This is a genomic window from Chryseobacterium oncorhynchi (assembly GCF_002899895.1).
Taxonomy (GTDB): domain Bacteria; phylum Bacteroidota; class Bacteroidia; order Flavobacteriales; family Weeksellaceae; genus Chryseobacterium; species Chryseobacterium oncorhynchi.
This window is the reverse complement of the sequence record NZ_PPEI02000004.1, coordinates 471,805-490,893: the sequence shown is the minus strand read 5'-3', so window position 1 is coordinate 490,893 and position 19,089 is coordinate 471,805. Positions and strand designations below refer to the sequence as shown.

Annotated in this window: 11 protein-coding genes and 1 rRNA gene; 2 read left to right on the top strand and 10 right to left on the bottom strand. The window is 36.2% G+C overall.

Annotation, left to right across the window (positions count from 1 at the left end; translation table 11 throughout):
- A 5S ribosomal RNA gene (gene rrf, locus C1638_RS22850) occupies window positions 1-78 on the top strand; the annotation flags it as partial.
- A gap of 210 nt (window positions 79-288) precedes the next feature.
- On the opposite strand, the gene C1638_RS15805 is transcribed toward rrf, so the two are convergent.
- From C1638_RS15805 to C1638_RS15760, 10 genes are all read right to left on the bottom strand, one after another.
- Complete coding sequence (locus C1638_RS15805) at window positions 289-864, bottom strand: hypothetical protein (protein ID WP_109622502.1); 576 nt, start codon at window positions 862-864, stop codon at window positions 289-291.
- Between the two features lie 9 nt (window positions 865-873).
- Window positions 874-1,398: a hypothetical protein gene (locus C1638_RS15800; protein WP_109622500.1), complete on the bottom strand. Its 525-nt coding sequence runs from the start codon at window positions 1,396-1,398 to the stop codon at window positions 874-876.
- Window positions 1,395-4,130 carry a COG1470 family protein gene (locus C1638_RS15795; protein WP_109622498.1) on the bottom strand — a complete coding sequence of 912 codons (2,736 nt, stop codon included), beginning with the start codon at window positions 4,128-4,130 and terminating at the stop codon, window positions 1,395-1,397. The genes C1638_RS15800 and C1638_RS15795 overlap by 4 nt, the downstream gene beginning before the upstream one ends.
- Window positions 4,123-4,929, bottom strand: a complete 807-nt coding sequence (locus tag C1638_RS15790) for a WxL protein host-binding domain-containing protein (protein WP_228428181.1) — start codon at window positions 4,927-4,929, stop codon at window positions 4,123-4,125. Before C1638_RS15790 ends, C1638_RS15795 begins: the two co-directional genes overlap by 8 nt.
- 103 nt (window positions 4,930-5,032) lie before the next feature.
- Window positions 5,033-5,611 (bottom strand): hypothetical protein, encoded by a 579-nt coding sequence (locus C1638_RS15785; protein WP_109622496.1) that lies wholly within the window; start codon window positions 5,609-5,611, stop codon window positions 5,033-5,035.
- 184 nt (window positions 5,612-5,795) lie between these two features.
- The gene (locus C1638_RS15780) at window positions 5,796-8,144 is read right to left on the bottom strand and encodes a phosphocholine-specific phospholipase C (protein ID WP_109622494.1); all 2,349 of its coding nucleotides are present in this window, start codon (window positions 8,142-8,144) and stop codon (window positions 5,796-5,798) included.
- A gap of 82 nt (window positions 8,145-8,226) precedes the next feature.
- A complete protein-coding gene (locus C1638_RS15775; RefSeq protein WP_109622492.1) occupies window positions 8,227-9,747 on the bottom strand; it encodes a SusD/RagB family nutrient-binding outer membrane lipoprotein in 1,521 nt (506 codons plus the stop codon).
- Window positions 9,748-9,766: 19 nt separating this feature from the next.
- Window positions 9,767-12,925, bottom strand: a complete 3,159-nt coding sequence (locus C1638_RS15770) for a SusC/RagA family TonB-linked outer membrane protein (RefSeq protein WP_109622490.1) — start codon at window positions 12,923-12,925, stop codon at window positions 9,767-9,769.
- Window positions 12,926-13,295: 370 nt separating this feature from the next.
- Window positions 13,296-14,900, bottom strand: a complete 1,605-nt coding sequence (locus C1638_RS15765) for an autotransporter assembly complex protein TamA (RefSeq protein ID WP_109622488.1) — start codon at window positions 14,898-14,900, stop codon at window positions 13,296-13,298.
- Window positions 14,901-15,002: 102 nt separating this feature from the next.
- On the bottom strand, window positions 15,003-15,791 hold the full coding sequence (locus tag C1638_RS15760) for an SDR family oxidoreductase (RefSeq protein ID WP_109622487.1): 789 nt from the start codon (window positions 15,789-15,791) through the stop codon (window positions 15,003-15,005).
- Between the two features lie 393 nt (window positions 15,792-16,184).
- On the opposite strand from C1638_RS15760, the gene C1638_RS15755 reads away from it, so the two are divergent.
- A complete protein-coding gene (locus C1638_RS15755) occupies window positions 16,185-19,073 on the top strand; it encodes a SusC/RagA family TonB-linked outer membrane protein (protein WP_109622484.1) in 2,889 nt (962 codons plus the stop codon).
- The last annotated feature ends 16 nt before the right edge of the window (window positions 19,074-19,089 follow it).

The window sequence follows — 19,089 nt, the reverse complement described above, 5'->3', positions numbered from 1 at the left end:
TTCCCATTCCGAACACAGAAGTTAAGCCCACCAGCGCCGATGGTACTGCTAACGCGGGAGAGTAGGCCGCCGCCAGTTTTTATTTTATTTTTAAAATCCTTTATCATTACGATAAAGGATTTTTTTTTGTTATATACTTTGAGAGATACATACATATACACATACACCATTACTAGATAAATAAAAGCAATCATTTGATCTGCATAACTGTAACTATACACTAATGCTGAATCATAATGCTTCCTGTCTTGATATAAGGAGGAATCTTACCTATACAATTAAATATTTTTAATTTGGGCCTATTGTAAAAACTAATTTAGCATTATAGCTTGTAGCAGGAATTGTTACAGAAACTCCGCTTATCTGTAATTGTGTATTAATACCAGAAAAAGAAACGCTATTACCAAGTCCTAGAACTCCGGCGAAATTTATGGTTAAAAATGTTGCATCTACTCCCTGTGGGATTTCTATGTAGGTAGTTCCACCATTGATGGTAGCGGTACAAAGAACACAAACACCACCTATGCTTGTCGTTCCACCACTCCTTTTTGCATAAAGACGCAACGAATTATTCCAGGCAGTAGGAATATAATGCATACTGATCTTAGCAGCTCCGCCAGACAGCAGATTTAGAAATGATCCCGGTAATAACCCTGAGAGTGTTAATAGAGTATCACTGCTTTGATAGGTCCCCGCATAATTAGTCCCTGCTTCAGTAATAGTAGGTACACTTACCACCCAATTACTTCCACTAACATTTAATGTTTGCGCTTCCATTTCCACATAGCTACTCATCATTAAAGGAATAATGTATAGATGTTTTTTAAAGAGTATTTTTTTGAGAAAGCGACTATTGATCTTCATACTTCAATTTTATTCTGTAATAGTATAGGTGATTGTAACTATCGTATTTGTCTGTGTTGTTATATTATTATAAGAACCCGGAACCAGAGAAATAGTAATATTGTGCCCATTATTAGCTCCATTTCCGGTATAAGCACCTCCAATACCACTGATGATCGTTATAGGTGTAGTGGTAAGGGTTACCTGCCCTGAGGACGAGCCCAATGTTCCTCCTCCTGCTCCGGAAGCGGCTCCGGCCTGTAATCTTATATTAACTCCCGGAATAACTGGATTTACGGATGCTGTTATTCTTCTGGTAGCTCCTGCTGGGGCAATGGCAGAGGTATAATTAATCCATTTTGATGTATTGGATGTTGGATTATTAAGAGCTCTTCCTGCTTCTGTGGGGGCCGTAAAACTTACGCTAATATTTCCCGATGGTTCAATATCCATTAAAGTAACAATGGGTAACGATATAGAGGGGGTTGTCTGGGAATACAATATACCAGATAAAAGAAAATAGGTTAGTAATATTATAGATCGGATCAACATCATTTCTGTTTTTTTATTTCATTATATCCTACTTTTAAAGTTTCCTGCTGATATTTAATTTCAGTTTGCTGCTTTACAATATTGATATTTAATTTTTTTATTTCTTCAGGCTTTAAAGTAAATTGGAACTGATTGGTTGAGATCTTATACCGTTTGTCTAGACCGTTTCTATAAATTTTTACCGTCCATTCACCAGGTCGTAGATAAGTAAAATCAAAATCCTCTCCTATATAACAAATCTTACGGTAGGTTTGCTCACCACTAATGGTCTCTATGATGATACTTTCTTTTTTCCTTTTTTGAATTAGGGTAGGCTGATCTTTTTCTATACTTTCTGTAAACTGAATATGCCCCTGTATCTTAGCTGCTGTAGTCAAGCCGAAGTTAAAGACATTTACCTTATTTATAAGAGAGATTGAAGCAGGTAATGCTGTAGTTGGGATATCGTTGATTTCGGTGGTTGATCGATCCATTTCAAGATAATAATCTCCCGGAGTAATATTTTTGAATATAAAGTTTCCGTCCTTATCAGTTATGGTAAGGTGGTTTCCGAGCATCAGTTTTACTTCTGATATTTTCTTCACTCCCAGATTACTGATATTTCCTGATAATGTAGTATACTCAGCAACCTTTTGTACAGGAACATTTAAACGTAAAGTATAGCGTAGAGAGAATATAAAGTCCTTATTGGCCAGATCTCCTCTTTGTAATGTATAGCGTCCGGATATATCAAATTCATGTCCGGAGAAAATTTGCTGGTGAAAAAGAAGCTCAAGAAGATTTCTATCCTTGAAATAATACTCCGGCATATAGTTATTCTGATACGTAAAACTTAGAGATGTTTTTTGTGAAAAATGGCTTATAATATTTGCTCCATAATAGATTTGTCTTTCATTTTTCAATTGATATCTGGATGTCACGGCATAGCTTCCATATAAATTAAAGAATGTTTTAAACTTTTCAAATCCTACGTTCGCCGTATATAATCTGGAAGTTCCAGAGAAACCAGTCAGATAATTATCCGTTTTTCCAAGCTGGCCTTCCAGATTGATTTGGAACATTCCTATTTTTTGATTAATGCCTAGTCTGTAAAAGCGTTCATCATAGTCAAATTGTTTTGGTTCCAAACGGTCCTGATACTTTTGGTAACCGCTATAAAGCATAACAGTACCTTTACTCGTGTAGGAGTACTGAACACCATATTGCAAAAATTTTCTGTAGGGAGCTGCGAGCAATAAAGTATCTCTTTCAAAATTTTTAGCATCCTGAACAAAGTTGGCAGTAATATTCAGTCTCTTTGAAACCCTGTATTGAAGCCCTCCGTTAAATGTACTTGTATTGGTGAAGTATCCTGCAAATTCAGGGCTGGATCTCATATACATCACGTTTCCATTTAATCTTTCAAAATTAGCCTGTGCCTGTATCATATAGGCTGTTCCCTCCGTTTTATTGGTCTTACTATAGGAAACTTCTCCTAAAAGATTCAGGTTTTTAGATACCTGAAACTTTCCTGTTAAATAAGGTAAATGAGCATTGGAATCTAATCTTGAAATGGCAAAGACATTTTCTTCCTTTCTTGGTATTTTGTACAAATATCCGGCTGTGATTTCTGATTCCTTTTTTATTTTAAATTTTGAATAGACATTAAACTCATCTTTGATATCTCGGAAAAATCTTGGATGATTATAAAAGCCACCAATACTTATTTTATTGATGTCAAATCGTAGCTCTGCTCCACGTCCATACCTTGAATATTCGGTCAGGAAAGATGAAGAATAGGTTTTATCACCTAAATGGATAAGGAAGTGATCCCTTTTATAGTTCACGAAATATTCTTCATATTGGGTAAAAGAACTGTATTCAACTGGGTTTTTAGTTACAGCATGAAATTCTATTTGCCCTTTATTATCTTTATCAAGGCTTCCTTTACCATAAATTTCACCCTGAAAACCATCATTATAATCTCCTCTGTTTCTCATCCCTATAAATGACAATGAAGCTGAAATCGGTAAGCGATGGTAGATGTCATCTTCAGAGGGCTTAATAGATATTACCTTCACGCTTACATAAGCTGTTTCCATCTCCTTTGGGTGATCTGAAGAATAAACAGATAAGTTAAGATTTTGAAATTCATTTTTCCCTAATTCAGGGTCGGTTTTTCGGGAAATAGAAATTTGCTTTATCTCTCCGGGAGATAAGAGAATTTCTGAATCCTGATCTATGACGGCATTCTTACTTTCTAGGGTAAGTTTTTCCGGGATGTTTCCATTATTTTTAATGAGAAAATTAGCTTTAATGGTTTCTCCGGCCCTTACAAATTCCGGTGAATTCAAAGCGGTGAGAGAAAGATCTCGGTTTCCTGAAACAGTAACTTTTGAAATTTTTGTAAAGGAAATTCCATTGTTTCTGTCTGTAATATTCAATGTTACGGTGTAGGTGCCCTGGCCTGTTTCTGTTGCAATACGCAGAGGAACCAGATATGCTGATGTTTCGTGTGGGGCAATTTGGAATTCTCCTTTTGCTAAAATGGGTAGAATGTGCGGACTTGAGGTACTCACTGAAATATCATAAGTTCTGTTTTCAGCCGAATTATTTTCTAATGTGAATGGGATAGAAGTAGACATTCCCGGTAATAAACTATCTTTTTTACTAATCAATCGGTTAGATTGTTGTTGAGAAAAAATAAGTATCGGGAATAATGATATAATAATAAAGAAAGTCCAAGTTCTAATCATTTTTTACTTCTAGTTCCACATTGAGTGCAAATGCATTCTCCTCTTCATCGGTTGCTATTATTGCTGCTTTATATTTTTCTGGAGGTACTTTACTAATATCAATATAAAATGTTTTGGAAGTATTGGGCAGCAATCCCATCGTTAAACTTGAATAGGTACCTAACTTTTCACCAGTTTTACGATTATAAATTTCAATGGATGTGGTTGGTTTACAATAAAGATTACCATTGTTGGCTATTGCAATCATTACAGTTTGCTTTCTCTCTTGCTTTTCTATTTTTACGCTTTCAAACTTAAGAATTGGCTTGGCTTTTTCTGTTTCGAAATCCGTAATAACCTGTATAGCATAGCGTATAACAGAAGTAATATTCACTCCTTGCTTATTATCACTAGGCTTAATATCTTCCACAGGTTCTACAATGATTACGCTCCAGTAGCTTCCAGGATCCATCGCCTGATTAGGAACAGTAATTTCATAAAATACCTCTGTTTTTTCTTTACCTTTAAGAGTGATCAGGTTGGTATTGAGTTTAACCCATTCTCCGTTAGTACGTTTGTTGGTATGCAACGTTGTATAATTGATTGTTCCGTCAGCCTGGTAGGTGAAATCCTGTAAAAACAATTTTACTGTTTGAGGAGTCTTGCTTGTGTTTTCAATGGCAACTTTTCCTTTGTAGACTTTTCCGGTTTCAATTTTGTAAGAATGCGTAAGCCCGTTGAGAACCACAATACCGGCATGTAAAAAGCTGAACTGTAAAATCAGGGTGATCAAAAGAAGAATACGCTTTATCATCATCATTATATAAAGTTTGGAGTTTAATCATTATTAATACAAAACCAGGAAGAAACTGAATATCAGCTTCTTCTTGTTTTTGAATGCAGAAAAGAATTTTGTTTAAATTCTAATTATCTGATATTGTATATGTAACGGTAGCTACTGTAGTGGCTGTTGCCTGTAAATCTGCGTAAGCTGCCACCCCTCCAGGGCCGCTTCCTGCCGCAAGAGCATACGTAAGATTGTGTCCGTTATTGGCACCATTTCCTGTATAAGCACTTCCGATACCTGAAATAATCGTCTGGCCGGCAGCACTTAAAGTCAATAGACCTGTGGATAATCCTAATGTACCAGCTCCGGATCCGGTAGCAGCAGCAGCAGTTACATGAAGATCAACTCCAGGGATGATAGCATTCATGCTTACACTTACATTACGGGTAGGATCTGCAACAGATTTGATCGAAGAATAATTAAGCCATAAAGTAGTGTTGGCCGTAGCTGGAATAATAGGATTCCCCGCTTCTGTAGGCGCTGTAAATCCAAGAGTAATATTTTTCGTGGCAGCTGGTTCAATATCTACCAAAGCAACTTCAGGGATAGAAATTGTAACTGTATGGTTGTCTGTATTGGTATCCTGGGCACTTAGGTTTGTAGATACAGCAATTGCGAATAGTGACATTGCAATCGTTAAGTTTAATTTTTTCATGATGCTATAATTAGTTAAGTGAATATAACAAAATTCAATATATTATGAAAAAAATATATTATAATTTTTATATTGTTAATTATTTGATTTTTTTAATGTATTATAATTGTGAATTATTATATATTTGAAAATGAAAAAATCCTGTACTGAACGTACAGGATCTTTAGTCTTTGTTGAAATAACTCTAAGCCCAATGAGGGTCCGAAACAGAAACTTTACCTGTTTCTATTCTACCTGCAAAATGCCAGATATGATTTTCAAGAGTGACTTTAAGGTCGTACCAACCCTTATATTTACTAAGATCAATCATTATTTTCTCCTCAGGCTTCTGTACAGATATCGTTTTTTTACTTCTCTCATACAGGTTTTCCAGCGTTAGATTGATATTTCTTTTTTTAGGATTCTTGAAGATTAGTTCAACCTGGCTTTTTGAACTGTTATTAATCAGAATAACCTCAATTTCCGGTTTTTGGGTTCCCTTGAACTTTCGGAAAAAGCCATTAGGACCAAATACTTCATAATCATATGCTCCGGATTGTACCGCGGGATGCGATAATTCCTGTTTTGAGTATAATGTATAGGAAAAATAATAGTGATTACTGTTCAATTGGGTTCTGTCATAAAGATGAAGTGGAACCCCGTTTTCCTTTACATTGGTCATCTTAATCTTATTTCCATCCAAATTCACATAGAAATCATAAGGAAGCGGATTGGATGGTTTCATTCCCTTTTCCTGAATATCAAGCAGACTGTTATTAAGCTCATTTTCAGAATACCATTTCAGTTGGGGAACAGGTTTGTTTTTGGCAGCATTAATGGTTTTGGCAAAATCCTTTTGATCCAGATAATCCATTTGTGGAGCCTTTGCATTTGGTGTGTTGAAAGCGGAAGTCAAATCTCCGCAAACAGCTCTTCTCCAGTCGCTGATATTATCCACATGAACATTTTTATTAAACTTCTTCATGATAAATTTCTCCAGAAACTGCAGCACAGAGGTATGATCTGAAACCTCAGAGTTGACAAAACCTCCCTTAGTCCATGGAGAAGCAATAATCATCGGAACCCTGTAGCCAAGGCCAACAGTTCCTTCTGTTTTTTCATAATCCTTTAATGTAGGATCAGACATATATTCTTGTGACTTGTCCACATATTCAACTCCGTCTTTTCCGTTTATATCAACTGGTTGACTTGGATTTAATGGAGGAGCAAAAGGGATCACGTGGTCAAAATAACCGTCATTTTCATCATAATTGATAATAAAAATAGTTTTTTTCCACGTTTCAGGATCTTTAGTCAGAATATTTAAAACCTCAGAAATGTACCATGCTCCATACCAAGGAGAACCGGGATGATCAGAGAAATGTTCGGGCGCTACCAGCCAGGAAACCAACGGAAGCTTTTTCTCTTCCACATCCTTACGGAACTGAAACAAAACATCACCTTTCGGAACGACCAGTCTTTCTCCGTTTTCATCTTTACCAATTTCCAGATTGTGATAATCAGGATCATTAGAATTGGTAGTAAAAGCCTTTTCATGCAGGTTTCTCTCCTGTTGTGACAGCTTTGAATAATTATCAGGGTGATATGTTACCTGATCTTCCTGAAGTTCAGTAATCATTGCTTCCAGCCTCTCTTTTCGAGTAGGATTTTTTACGATTTCCTGTTTCAGTGAAGCGATCATTTTAGGAATATTCTCGTAATACCCCTTTGAAAATTTTACATTATATTTTGAAAACCACTCAATCGGGTTGTCTGTAAAGTTGCTTAGCCATGCTTCCTGCTCTCCGGACATTCCTTTCGGCAGGCTGATTTCATTCTGGTAAATGCGCCATGATACGTTTTGTTCCTCTAAAATCTCAGGAAAACTCTTCCATTTTGCCTGTCTGGCTTTATCATAATCAATATCATCGTTAACAACGTTAGCTTTTGATTTGCCGTTTTGCTGCTCTCTTAAAGTTCCGGACCAAAGAAATAATCTGTTGGGGGTGGTTCCCGTAAGTGAAGAACAGAAATATTGGTCAAATATGGTAAAAGCATCCGCCATTTGATAATAAAAGGGAAGATCTTCACGGTTGTAATATCCTAGAGTAAGCGGAATATTTTTATAATCCTTATTTCCGGAAGCCTTTGCCTGAAGCCATTGGTCATATTTTCCTTTATTCAATGCGTTTTGCTGGTTTTCCCAAGAATGGGGAAGCGAGCTCATCCATGTAGATTTGGTATTTCTAAGATCCAAACGGGCCGGTGAGGCATATTTCCCACTATTTTCCTTTTGAAAGAAGACAGAATGCCCATCCTGTTTTATAAAAGCTCTTTTATCTAGAAAACCTCTCACTCCTTTTAAAGCTCCAAAGGCATGATCGAATGAACGGTTTTCCTGCATTAGGATAACCACATGCTCAGCATCATAAAAAGTAGATTGTGCGGCCGGATCAATAGCTAAGGCCTTTAAAATTGCAGGATGAAGAACACTTGAAGTTCCTAGTCCGGCTAATAAAATACTTGATTTTTCTAAAAATTCTCTTCTGTCCATGTTCAGTCGTAATAAGAAAGAAACCGCAAGTTAATAGGATTTTCCTGCGATTTCTTTGTTTTGTTTAAAATATATCAGATTTCTACTGTAGCCACCAAGGTTTAGAATTAATATTATCATTCCCTCCATACTGAGCGGTAAGTGCTGCCTTTAAATTAGTATTGTTATAGCTGTATTCCGATTGAGGATATCTGAATCTGAATGGTGCCGGAACTCCTGCCTTTAAAGGATAATTTGGATATCCTGTTCTTAAATAATCATAATAAGAAGTCCACTGGGCCTGATGGAACATGGTCATGTATTTTTGGGTAATAATTTTTTCCACTTGGGCTTCTAATGGGTCAGAATTATTATATACAACCAAAGGAGTTGCAAGGTATTGGTTGACGTCAAAACCTGCGAAATATTGCCCAGGATTTTTTACATATGTTTGATAGAAAGTAAAGCTTGCCTTGATCGCATTATCATAATGTGTTTTTGCAGATCCGGAAATCCAGCCTCGGGCAGATGCTTCTGCTAAAATAAATTCTAATTCGGAATAGCTTAATACTGACGCTGGCTCGTTGGTAGCATCCTTATAAAAACGATCATTTACTTTAGAGATATTTTTCGCTGTGATTAAAGCCGCATTATCAGAATAAGGTGATGTAGGATTCCCACCATTATATCCTGTAAAGTCTGTAATTGCTTTTCCTGCTTCTTTGGCACCGGTAGTTTGGGCGGCAAATGTAAATAAACGGGGATCATGTCTGTTTTTAAATAGATTAATAAAATAATCTGCCATATATAAACTAGATCCATATCCACTGTTGTTGAACATGCTGTATCTGCTGTCTGCAGCATCAGCAAACTTAAGTTCTCCGTTATCTGAAATAGAAGTCATTAAAGGTTGGCTGCCTGCAATGGCTGCAAATTCTGTTGCGATATTGTAACTTCCAACCGTTGTTTTTTTAGATAAAGTAATCAGTATTTTCAAACGGAAAGAATTGATTAGTTTTTTCCATTTTAAAGCATCGCCACCGAAAACAATATCTCCCTCAATTTTATCATTGGTATTGATCAGATCATTAGCTTCCTTTAATTCTGATAAAATTCCGGACATGATAGCATCCTGAGTATCGTACTTGGGTTGAGTAATTCCGGATTCACCCTTTGCAGCTTCAGAATAAGGGGCACTTCCTACTTTTAAACTTATATTAAAGAAATGATAGGCCCTGTAAAATTTACCGATGGCGATATAATTTTTATTATTGATCTTCTCTGCTTCCTGCATCATTTTTCCTGTATTCAAAAGCCCTTTGGTATAAACCTCGAAAGAAGTATCATTCCATTTCATGTACTGATACTTATTCTCTCCATCTGTACCAATCATCATTCTGGAAGCATACATATTATCACTATCTACCTGAAAAGTATATTTTGAAATATAGGTTAGAAGATATTTTGGATCAATACTGGCCGGGTCATTTGGATTTTCATTAATAGTATCCAGGCTGGATTCGCACGAAGTTAATGCTAATGCTCCTGCAAGAAGGATAGATTTTATGTTGAGCCACTTTGCAGTTTGTCTTGCTTTAGTGATCACATTGATATTATTTTTCATTGTATTGACGTACTTTTAATTAAAACTTAAGATTGAATCCTATTCCAAACCATCTGCTTGATGGATCCTGAATATCATTTGTGATGTCACCCGTTCTTCCTGATCTGATTTGGAAGTCAGGATCAGAATAAAGGTTCTTGGATTTTTTCCACATAGCTAGGTTGTAGGCAGAAATGTTGGCAGTGAAACCCTTGATCATTCCCCTTGGATTCAATAAAGAAGAGAAATCATATTCTAATACTACAGACCTTAGCTTGATGAATGTTCTGTCGAAAACATTCGCAAATTCTTCACTTTCATCCTGAGTTACTCTTGCCTGGTAAGGATAGTTCTGGGCCCAGTCCTGGAAGCTGATCGCTGTTGTATGCGGAGTATAAAGCCCTGTAGCAGGGTTGTAGTTTACCCCATCCGGTACGAAATAATAACTTCCCGGTTTAGCGTATTCAAGATCTCTGTAGGCTACAGAATTAGGATGTTTTCCTCCCCACCACATTTTTTCAACGACCTGAGATCTCATCACACCACCAATGCTTCCATCGATCCCGATATTTAGAGATAGTTTCTTATACTTGAAGCTGTTGTTAAAGCCAAATGTCCAGTCCGGATTGAAATGTCCCAGATTGCTTGGTGTATTTGCTCTGGTTGGCATTCCCGATTTAGCATCCAGAATTACTTTTCCGTCCGGAGATTTTTGCCAGGTGTAGTCATAATAGCTGTCCATTCTTTCACCTAACTTGATATTATTATAGTTAGGCATATTATCATAAATGGAAGTCAGCTTTTGTTCATATGTACTCCAGTTGATTAAAGTTTTCCAAGTAAAATCAGATGTTTTTACAGGAACAAGTCCCAAGGAAACCTCGAATCCTTTTGTGGTATACTCATTTCCGTTTACATACTGGGAAATGAATCCGGATGACTCAGCACTCGGGAATTCAAGAATGTTGTTGTAATCCAAAGTTCTGAAGTAAGTTGCATCTAAGGTAATTCTGTTTTTGAGGAAGCCTGCACTTAATCCTAGTTCATAAGATTTTGTCTGCTCAGGTTTTAAAGAGTTTTCTATATTCAGAATTGTTGGATAAAGGTAGGTTGGGTTTCCATTGAAAGTAATTCCTTTATTATTCAAATAATAATTTCTGATTGAGTAAGGCTGGAAATCATAAGCTACTTTTGCCCATGAAGCAGAAAGTTTTAGCATATTGATAGACTCCGGAAGCTTTACCAGATTAGAAATTACAGCACTTACGGATGCGGATGGATAGAAATAAGATCTGTTGGCTTTAGGTAATGTGGAAGACCAGTCATTACGTCCGGAAATATTGATAAAGAAAGCATTGTATAATCCAATGTCAATTGTAGAATAGGCACTGTAGATCAGTTTTTCCTTTAGATAAGTATATTTTTTGATTGCTCCGATGGAGTTTTCCATTGTATAGACTTCAGGAATCTTCAAACCATCTGTAGAGGTTTCATTATTGTTGTTTTTGTAGTAAAATGTAGAACCTCCTGCATTGATGGTAAAGTCAAAGTTTTCAGATATCTTTTTCTTATAGGTAGCCAATACATCATAGTTAAGATTCCAGGTTTTTACATCTTTCAATATATACCCTCCACTTCTTGGTGCATTGTAGTTGAAATAAGAATAGGGGCTGAAAGTTTCCGTCTTGCTGTGGTTTTCTACAATGGATGCTTTACCCTTTACAGAAAAATCCTTAGTTGCTTTATACTCCAGTCCGGCCTGTGCATTGATAATATTGGTTCTGTTTTGATTTTTATAGTATTCAGCACCAAACCAAGGATTGTTGTACCATGCATAGTTCCAGTTGGCTTGTGAAGTTCCTTCTTTTCCTGGAACCCACATATGATTTCTCAGAGCATTTCCGTCTACATCGCCACCCATCCAGATCAGGATCGTGTACATGTGTCCGCTGGGATTATAATCATAATTGGGAACATTGGGAGTAAAGGCCTGATTGAAGTTGAACTTCGTGTCAAATACAAACTTATCGCCCAAGTGATTTTCAGAAGAGAAATTGACCCCATATTTCTGAAGATAAGAATTAGGAACCCTGTCATCATAATTCATGAAGTTTCCGGAAAGTCTGTATATATCCTTATTATTCCTGTAGCTGATTGCAAAATTATTGTTATTGATAACCGCAGGTTTCAAAAATGTATCTAAATTATCATGATACTTCCAGTCAATCGGAACCCTTTCATATCTGGATTTATCATTATACTGAGTTCCTGTTACAGCTCCATACCACGGTGTGATCTGTCCTGTTACTTTATCTCTGATAGGGCTGTTCCATTGCGCGATCTTCAACCCCGGAACAAACTTTGGGCCCCAGATCATATCCCCATCATTCACTCCACCATCAGCGCCGTCCCAGAACTCATATTTTCCGTGGGATCCGTTACCATATTCTGTTTGAGTCTTTGGAAGATTGGTGAATCCTCCCGTAATCATGGTGTTTTGAGAGAATTCTACAGAGAATCCTTTCTTCTTGGCACTTTTTGTAGTGATCAAAATCGCCCCATATCTACCTCTTGAACCATATAGAGCAGAAGCCGGAGCTCCTTTCAATACGTTGATATTCTCTATATTGTTAGGATCCAGATTTTGAAAAACTTCTTTTTCTACAATTACGCCATCAATCACAAAAACCAGATTGGAATTTCCTCTCAATGTAAACTGTGGCGCCTGCTGCATTCCCGTTGGATTGGAAACATTAAGACCAGCTACCTGTCCTGAGAAGAGATTTCCTATACTTGGCGTAGTAATGGTTTCAAACTGTTTGGTTCCTACCTCCTGTGTAGAATATCCAATCTTTTCTTTCTTTTTAGCAATCCCCAAGGCGGTAATAACAACCCCCTCAATCTGTTTCTCATTGGTTTTCCTTAAAACAACAGAATATTCCTTTTTCGAAGAAACTTCTACGGTGTAAACAGAAAAATCAGGTGAAAAAAATTCCAGAATGTCTTTTGGATTGGCTGAAATGGTAAAATTCCCATTTTCATCAGTCATAGTGGTTTTTCCTGTGTTTTTGTCGGTGATATTTACACCCGAGACACTGGCGCCGTTTTCGGATTTTACATTTCCGGAAATGTTAATTTCCTGAGCCGTAATATATAAGGGAAGTAAAAAAACTGCAAATGTAGCTAAAGCTTTCTTCATTTTTTTTGAATGCAAATTTAGCCGGACATTATTACCTATACTTTACGATCATATTAAAATAAAAATACGATTTATGTATTTTTTAACAGATATAATTAATAAAATGGTAAAATGAAAAATGGTTTTTGTGTAAGTATTTTTGCTTTATTATATACTAATATAATTCATAAAAGATTTAATATTCAATCACTTTAGAGTACTTTAATAATTAAAAAATAATACTGTGAGAATGTTCGAATAAGATGAAGATCTAAAATTTTCAAAAAGCTTATGTGTGATTGTCTTGTTTAAAGACAGGAACTTTTAAAAACTTTTGTATCTTTTGTGGTTGAAAAAGTTATCGTTAAAGAATAGTATAAATCCGGACAACTTAAAATCTGCTCAGAATACCCCAATGGATTTTTATGTCATTAAATTTAAAAGGATTTCCAAATTCGTTACCATTAGACAGCTGAAAACTCATCAGCCCGATCGGTATAAAGAAATTGAAACCTAGCCCAACACTGTAAAGCTTGGGTTTTACATTCAAAGATTTATTATTGAGCTGCCCATATTGCCCAAAGAGGTCGAAGAAAGCCTGATTGCCGATGAGGTATCGATATTCTAAGCTTCCGTAATAATAAAAATCTGCGGCGAGGGAATTTTCATTGAATCCCCGCATGGAATTCCAGCCTCCAAATCGATACAATTCATTGGCGGAAAACTCTATTTTAGAATCCATCATGGCACCTTCCCCTTTAATATTCAGGAAATGGTTTCCGGAAATATGATAATTATGTTCCCCAAAAAAGTAAAACTGATTTTGAGTAGACTTGATATTTCCTTTGGTATAAGTTGTTGTTAAATAATCGTATCCCGCATTGATCCTTGTTTTGTAAAGAAAAAGATCAATATCGGTAGGTTCGGTCATTTCAAACCAGATCCCGATCCCTTTTTTGTTGTAATCCTTTCCCTGAACATACAATGAATCAATAATCGTAGAAGTTTCCAGAGTTGCTCTAAGACCAATCTTATTACGGTTGTTGATGTGATAATAAAAAGCCGGAAGAAACTTTACGTTGGCAAAGGTAGAATCCTGTCTGTAGATATTCACCTTGGTATTCATCCCCACATTGGATTTAAAAAGGTAAGGAATGTCTACCTGAAGATCAAAGGTTTGCCCCTTGTCAGGGTTTCTCTGCCAATAAAGATTAACCGCCTCAAAACCGTTGAACATATTCCTGAAATTAACGTTCATGGTCCCGTTTAGGGTAAACTTTTCAGACTTATCATTTCCAAAACCAATTACCCCATCAAAAGTATTGGTCTTTTTCTTTTCCAAAAACAGGTAAATATTTGTAGAATCTTTAGTGAACAAAGTCTGTGGCTGCCTTTCAAGCGTAACAAAAGGGTGGCTTTGAAAGGTCTTATTAATGGCTAATAAGTTTTTATCATCATAATTTTTACCCTTAAATTCCTTTTCAAGATTTTTGATGAATCGTTTTGGAACCTTATCGTAACCTTTTATAACAAAACCGTTGATCGTTCTTTTATCATTTTTATTGATATCCAGTTCTACAATCGGAAATCCATTTTTCTGTCCCTTATACTTAGACTTGATTCTACTGAAAGAATATCCGTCATCAATATAGCTTTTATTGAGGCTTTTCTTGGTTGAATCTAAATTTTTAGTGAAAAAATCTTTCTGAACTTTCAGCTTCTGCACAATGGAATCGGAAAGGTTTACATAGGTTTCATTGAAGTTTTTCCCTTTGTCATAAAAAATTTCCGTGCTGTCTCCTTTTATTTTTACATCTTTCAGTTGGGTGAAGAAGTAATTGCTTTGAGCCAGAGAATCCAGATATTTTACCGCAGAAACAGAGTCCTTTACTTTTTTTCTGACCTTAGTTTCAGTATCAATTAGCCAATACTGCTTTTTCTGCGCTTGTATAAAAACGCAGAACAGGACAAAAAATATTTTTAGAAACAGCTTCAATTCTCAATGTTTTAAACCATAAGTGGATTGCTAAATTTAAATAAAGCTTACTCTCCTTAATGGTTTAAAGTAATTATTATATAACTTTTTATAAAACTGAAACTAATCCAGTTTATTATACTTCTTCATTAAATTTTCATAAACTCCCTGCGGAAGAATCCATTTCAATGGAACTCCTATTTTCTGTCCGAATTTACCAAAATAATAATGAGCTTTCCATTTATTCTTCCCTAAAAGTTTTTCAATGTATTCTGCCACTTCTATAGGCTCGGTTCCATCGTTCACATGGGAATTCATTAAAGAATATACTTTGTCAAATACATTTTTATAAGGCTGGGAAACTTGGGCAATGACTCTGTTTTCTGCAATATTGGTTTTAATGTCTCCCAAGTGAAGAGAGCATACCTCAATATTCCAAGGGTAAACTTCATACCTCATTGCTTCAGTTACTTTATCCAGAGCCGATTTTGATGCCGAATAAAATCCACGGAAAGGTAATCCCATTTCACTTCCGATACTGGAAACATTGATGATTTTTCCGAATTTATTTTCACGCATTTTTGGAAGCACGGCACTCATCATCTGAACAGGTCCAGCCAAATTCAGACTGAAAAGTTTTAGAATATCTTCCTTGGTAGAATCTTCTACGGCACCTACCATTCCCATTCCGGCATTGTTGATAAGAACATCAATTCTGGTTTCGGTTTTCAGTACCTCAGCAATGGCATTTTGAACAGCTGTATTGTCGGTAACATCAGTCGGTATCGATTTGAAATACTGACTTTCCGTATGTTTTCTGCTTAAACCATATACTTTGTTCCCTTTTTTACCTAAATATTCGGCTAATGCAAATCCAATCCCTGATGAGGTTCCTGTAATGATAATGGTCATTTAATCGTATGATTTTTATAATGTTTTATTCTTTCCTACACATGGATAGCCTGTTTTGGATATCTATGTGTAGGTGAAAAATCTATTTTCAGCAAATGTAAAAAAAGAATAATGAACTATGTTACTTATTGTATCTGAAAATATTTTAATCCCAACTGGTTTATTGTCCCGAATTGATTATAAACTTAAAAGAAAGTTAATGTCAACCATGCAGAGAATATCACCGGAATGATTACTTTACTTATGTATGTATTTGTTTTACAGTATTTTAATTTTAATTCGTGGAGGTTTGTTTTTGATGATAGCTAAAATTTCTTAATAAAAACATAAGGAAATCTTAATGAGGTAAGGGGAAGTGCTGGTCTAATTTTGCATCTAATTAAAAAGGATGTCATGAATGTATTTAAAATCCCTGTCTCAGTAACTTATTTAACGGGTAGGGTATTACTTATTGGTGCAATATCTGCTTCACCGATGTTCCTATCTCAAAAAAAGGACAGCTTAAAGGAAAAAACCCTTGATGAGGTTGTCGTTATAGGATACGGAACACAGAAGAAAAGCAAAGTATCCGGTGCAGTTGCAGAAGCTTCGCTGGATAAGCTTAGTTCAAGATCTTTATCCGGAGTAGGAGAAGTACTTCAAGGAAAAGCCGCTGGAGTAACGGTAGTGAACGAAGGGGGAGATCCTAATGGCTCGCCTAAAGTGAATATCCGTGGTTTGGGAGGTGTGAACGGAGAAACTCCTCTTTATGTTGTGGATGGAGTTGTTTTTAACGGAACTCCTGCCATTAACCCTAATGATATTCAGGATATTTCTGTGCTTAAAGATGCTGCTGCTGCTATTTACGGAGCGAGATCTTCCGGTGGGGTAATCCTTATTACTACAAAGAGAGGTAAAAAAGGGAGTCTGACTATTGATTTTGACGTTAAATACGGAATCAATCAGGCATGGAAATTAAAGGAATCTCTAAACGCTGCAGAATTCCAGGATGTGATGCGCCAGGCATATACTAACGCAGGGAAACTCAATAGTCTTCCACTGGCTTTCAATTCCGAAAAATATGCTGATGGCGGAATTACCAGAACAGACTGGATGAAAGAAATTTTCCGTACAGGAACCATCCAAGAATATAATGTAAACCTTAGTGGAGGAAGTGAAAAATCCAGATTCTTTGTAGGAATGAATCACAGGAATCTTGAGGGTATTTTATTGAACACTCAGGCAAAAAGATATAATTTCAGGGTAAACTCTGAACATAAAGTGAAAGACTGGTTGACATTCGGAGAGAATATGTATTATAACTATTCCCAAGGAAATACAGCCAACACAAAGAATGGCTACACAGGAGCTTTGGTTGCCGCCATGTATTATCCACCCAATGTTCCGGTATATACACCAACGGGAGCTTTTTCCGGATTACCGATTGATGTGGCAGGAGGGTATGGAGATATGATCAATCCTGTTGCCTATCTTAAAAGAATCAGCATTCAAAATCCAACACATGAGATTTTGATCAATCCTTACGTAGAAATTGCGTTGGCTAAAGATTTAAAATTCCGTTCTAATTTTTCCCAGACTTTTAAGATCGGAAATGTTAAAGAATTTACTCCCAGAGTACTGGAGATTGGAAAAATATTTGATACCAATAGCCTGGAATATCAGTCTAACAATATATCCACTTCTCTTGCCGAACAGATCCTTACATATAAGCTAACAACAGGTAAACATAATTTTGATTTCCTTGCAGGTTTTACTTTTCAGAAAACAACTGAGGATGGGTTCAGAGCAAAAGCTTTTGATTTCAGAAGTGAAGCAGAAGTATTCAGATATCTTCAAAATGCTGCGGATACCAATAAAGAAGTATACAGTTATAAATATCAGCAGTCTCTGGTGTCTTATCTGGCAAGGGTCAACTATGACTATGCAGGGAAATATATTATCAGTTTGCTGGGAAGAAGAGATGGAACCTCTCTGGTTGCTAAACAAAATAGGTTTGCTAATTATTATTCCATTTCTGGAGGATGGGTGGTTTCCAAGGAAAACTTTATGAACGATATTGCCTGGCTTTCCAATCTGAAACTAAGAGGAAGTTACGGTATTTTAGGAAATCTGGGTGGGGTTTCTTATCAGGCAGTTAACCCTTTAATGGTAAGGGATAATAATGTTATTTTCGGACAGGATCCGTCACAGAATATTGCTTATTATGCTACAACATTTCCTAATTCAGATATAAAATGGGGAAAATCCGAGCAAACCAATTTTGGGGTAGATGCTTCTTTCTTGAGAAACAGCCTTTCCTTACAGTTTGATTACTTTGTTAAGAACTCACGAGATCAGATTTTTAACGTTAACCTTTCAAGTACATCCGGCTATATAGATCAATATGTGAATGCCGGATTGTTTCAGGATAAAGGATTTGAATTAGGAATTAATTATAACAGTAAAAATACAGGCGACTTCAACTACTCAATAGGTGCTACTTTTAGTCAACTAAAAAATACGGCGAAGCAATTGGCCAGTGTAGATGAGATCTTTATCAATAGTAATAATGTTCGTGGAGTATTGAAACCTACCCGAATAAAAGTAGGAGAATCTCTCTACTCTTATTATGGTTACAAAACTGACGGTATTTTCCAGACTCAGGCAGAAATCGACAATTACAAAGATGCCAATGGTAATCTTATTCAACCTAACGCTAAACCGGGAGATATTAAATTCCTGAAAAAAGATGGAAATACCGGAGTATTGAACAATAATGATTTTGTCAACCTTGGAAATCCATATCCTAAATTCTCTTACGGATTATCCTACAATATGTCATGGAAGAACTTTGATCTTAACCTTTTCTTCCAGGGGGTATATGGAAACAAAATATTCAACGGATTGAAATTTATTTCATTAAACCCAGGTGGAACAGGGCAGAACTATAATATGGACAGGGATATTCTGAACGCATGGACTCCTCAGAATACCAATACCAATATTCCAAGAGTGGTACAAGGTGATCCAAGTGGTAATTACTCCAAAGTGTCGGATTTCTACGTGGAAGACGGTTCTTATTTTAGATTGAAAAACCTTACGATAGGATATTCATTGCCCAGAGAGCTTTACAAAAAACTTGATGTGAATAAAATAAGAATGTATGTGACGAGCAATAACTTGTTTACCATCACAAAATATACAGGCTTTGACCCTGAAATAGGAATGGAAACGTACGGAGTTGATACCGGAAGATATCCTCAGGCCCGTTCATTTATTTTCGGACTGGAAGTAGGGTTTTAATCTAAAATAAATTTAA

Coding starts and splice junctions, on each gene's coding strand:
- C1638_RS15785 (WP_109622496.1), bottom strand. CDS start 5,611: ATGAAAAAATTAAACTTAACGATTGCAATGTCACTATTCGCAATTGCT.
- C1638_RS15805 (WP_109622502.1), bottom strand. CDS start 864: ATGAAGATCAATAGTCGCTTTCTCAAAAAAATACTCTTTAAAAAACAT.
- C1638_RS15800 (WP_109622500.1), bottom strand. CDS start 1,398: ATGATGTTGATCCGATCTATAATATTACTAACCTATTTTCTTTTATCT.
- C1638_RS15770 (WP_109622490.1), bottom strand. CDS start 12,925: ATGAAGAAAGCTTTAGCTACATTTGCAGTTTTTTTACTTCCCTTATAT.
- C1638_RS15790 (WP_228428181.1), bottom strand. CDS start 4,929: ATGATGATGATAAAGCGTATTCTTCTTTTGATCACCCTGATTTTACAG.
- C1638_RS15775 (WP_109622492.1), bottom strand. CDS start 9,747: ATGAAAAATAATATCAATGTGATCACTAAAGCAAGACAAACTGCAAAG.
- C1638_RS15795 (WP_109622498.1), bottom strand. CDS start 4,130: ATGATTAGAACTTGGACTTTCTTTATTATTATATCATTATTCCCGATA.
- C1638_RS15755 (WP_109622484.1), top strand. CDS start 16,185: ATGAATGTATTTAAAATCCCTGTCTCAGTAACTTATTTAACGGGTAGG.
- C1638_RS15780 (WP_109622494.1), bottom strand. CDS start 8,144: ATGGACAGAAGAGAATTTTTAGAAAAATCAAGTATTTTATTAGCCGGA.
- C1638_RS15760 (WP_109622487.1), bottom strand. CDS start 15,791: ATGACCATTATCATTACAGGAACCTCATCAGGGATTGGATTTGCATTA.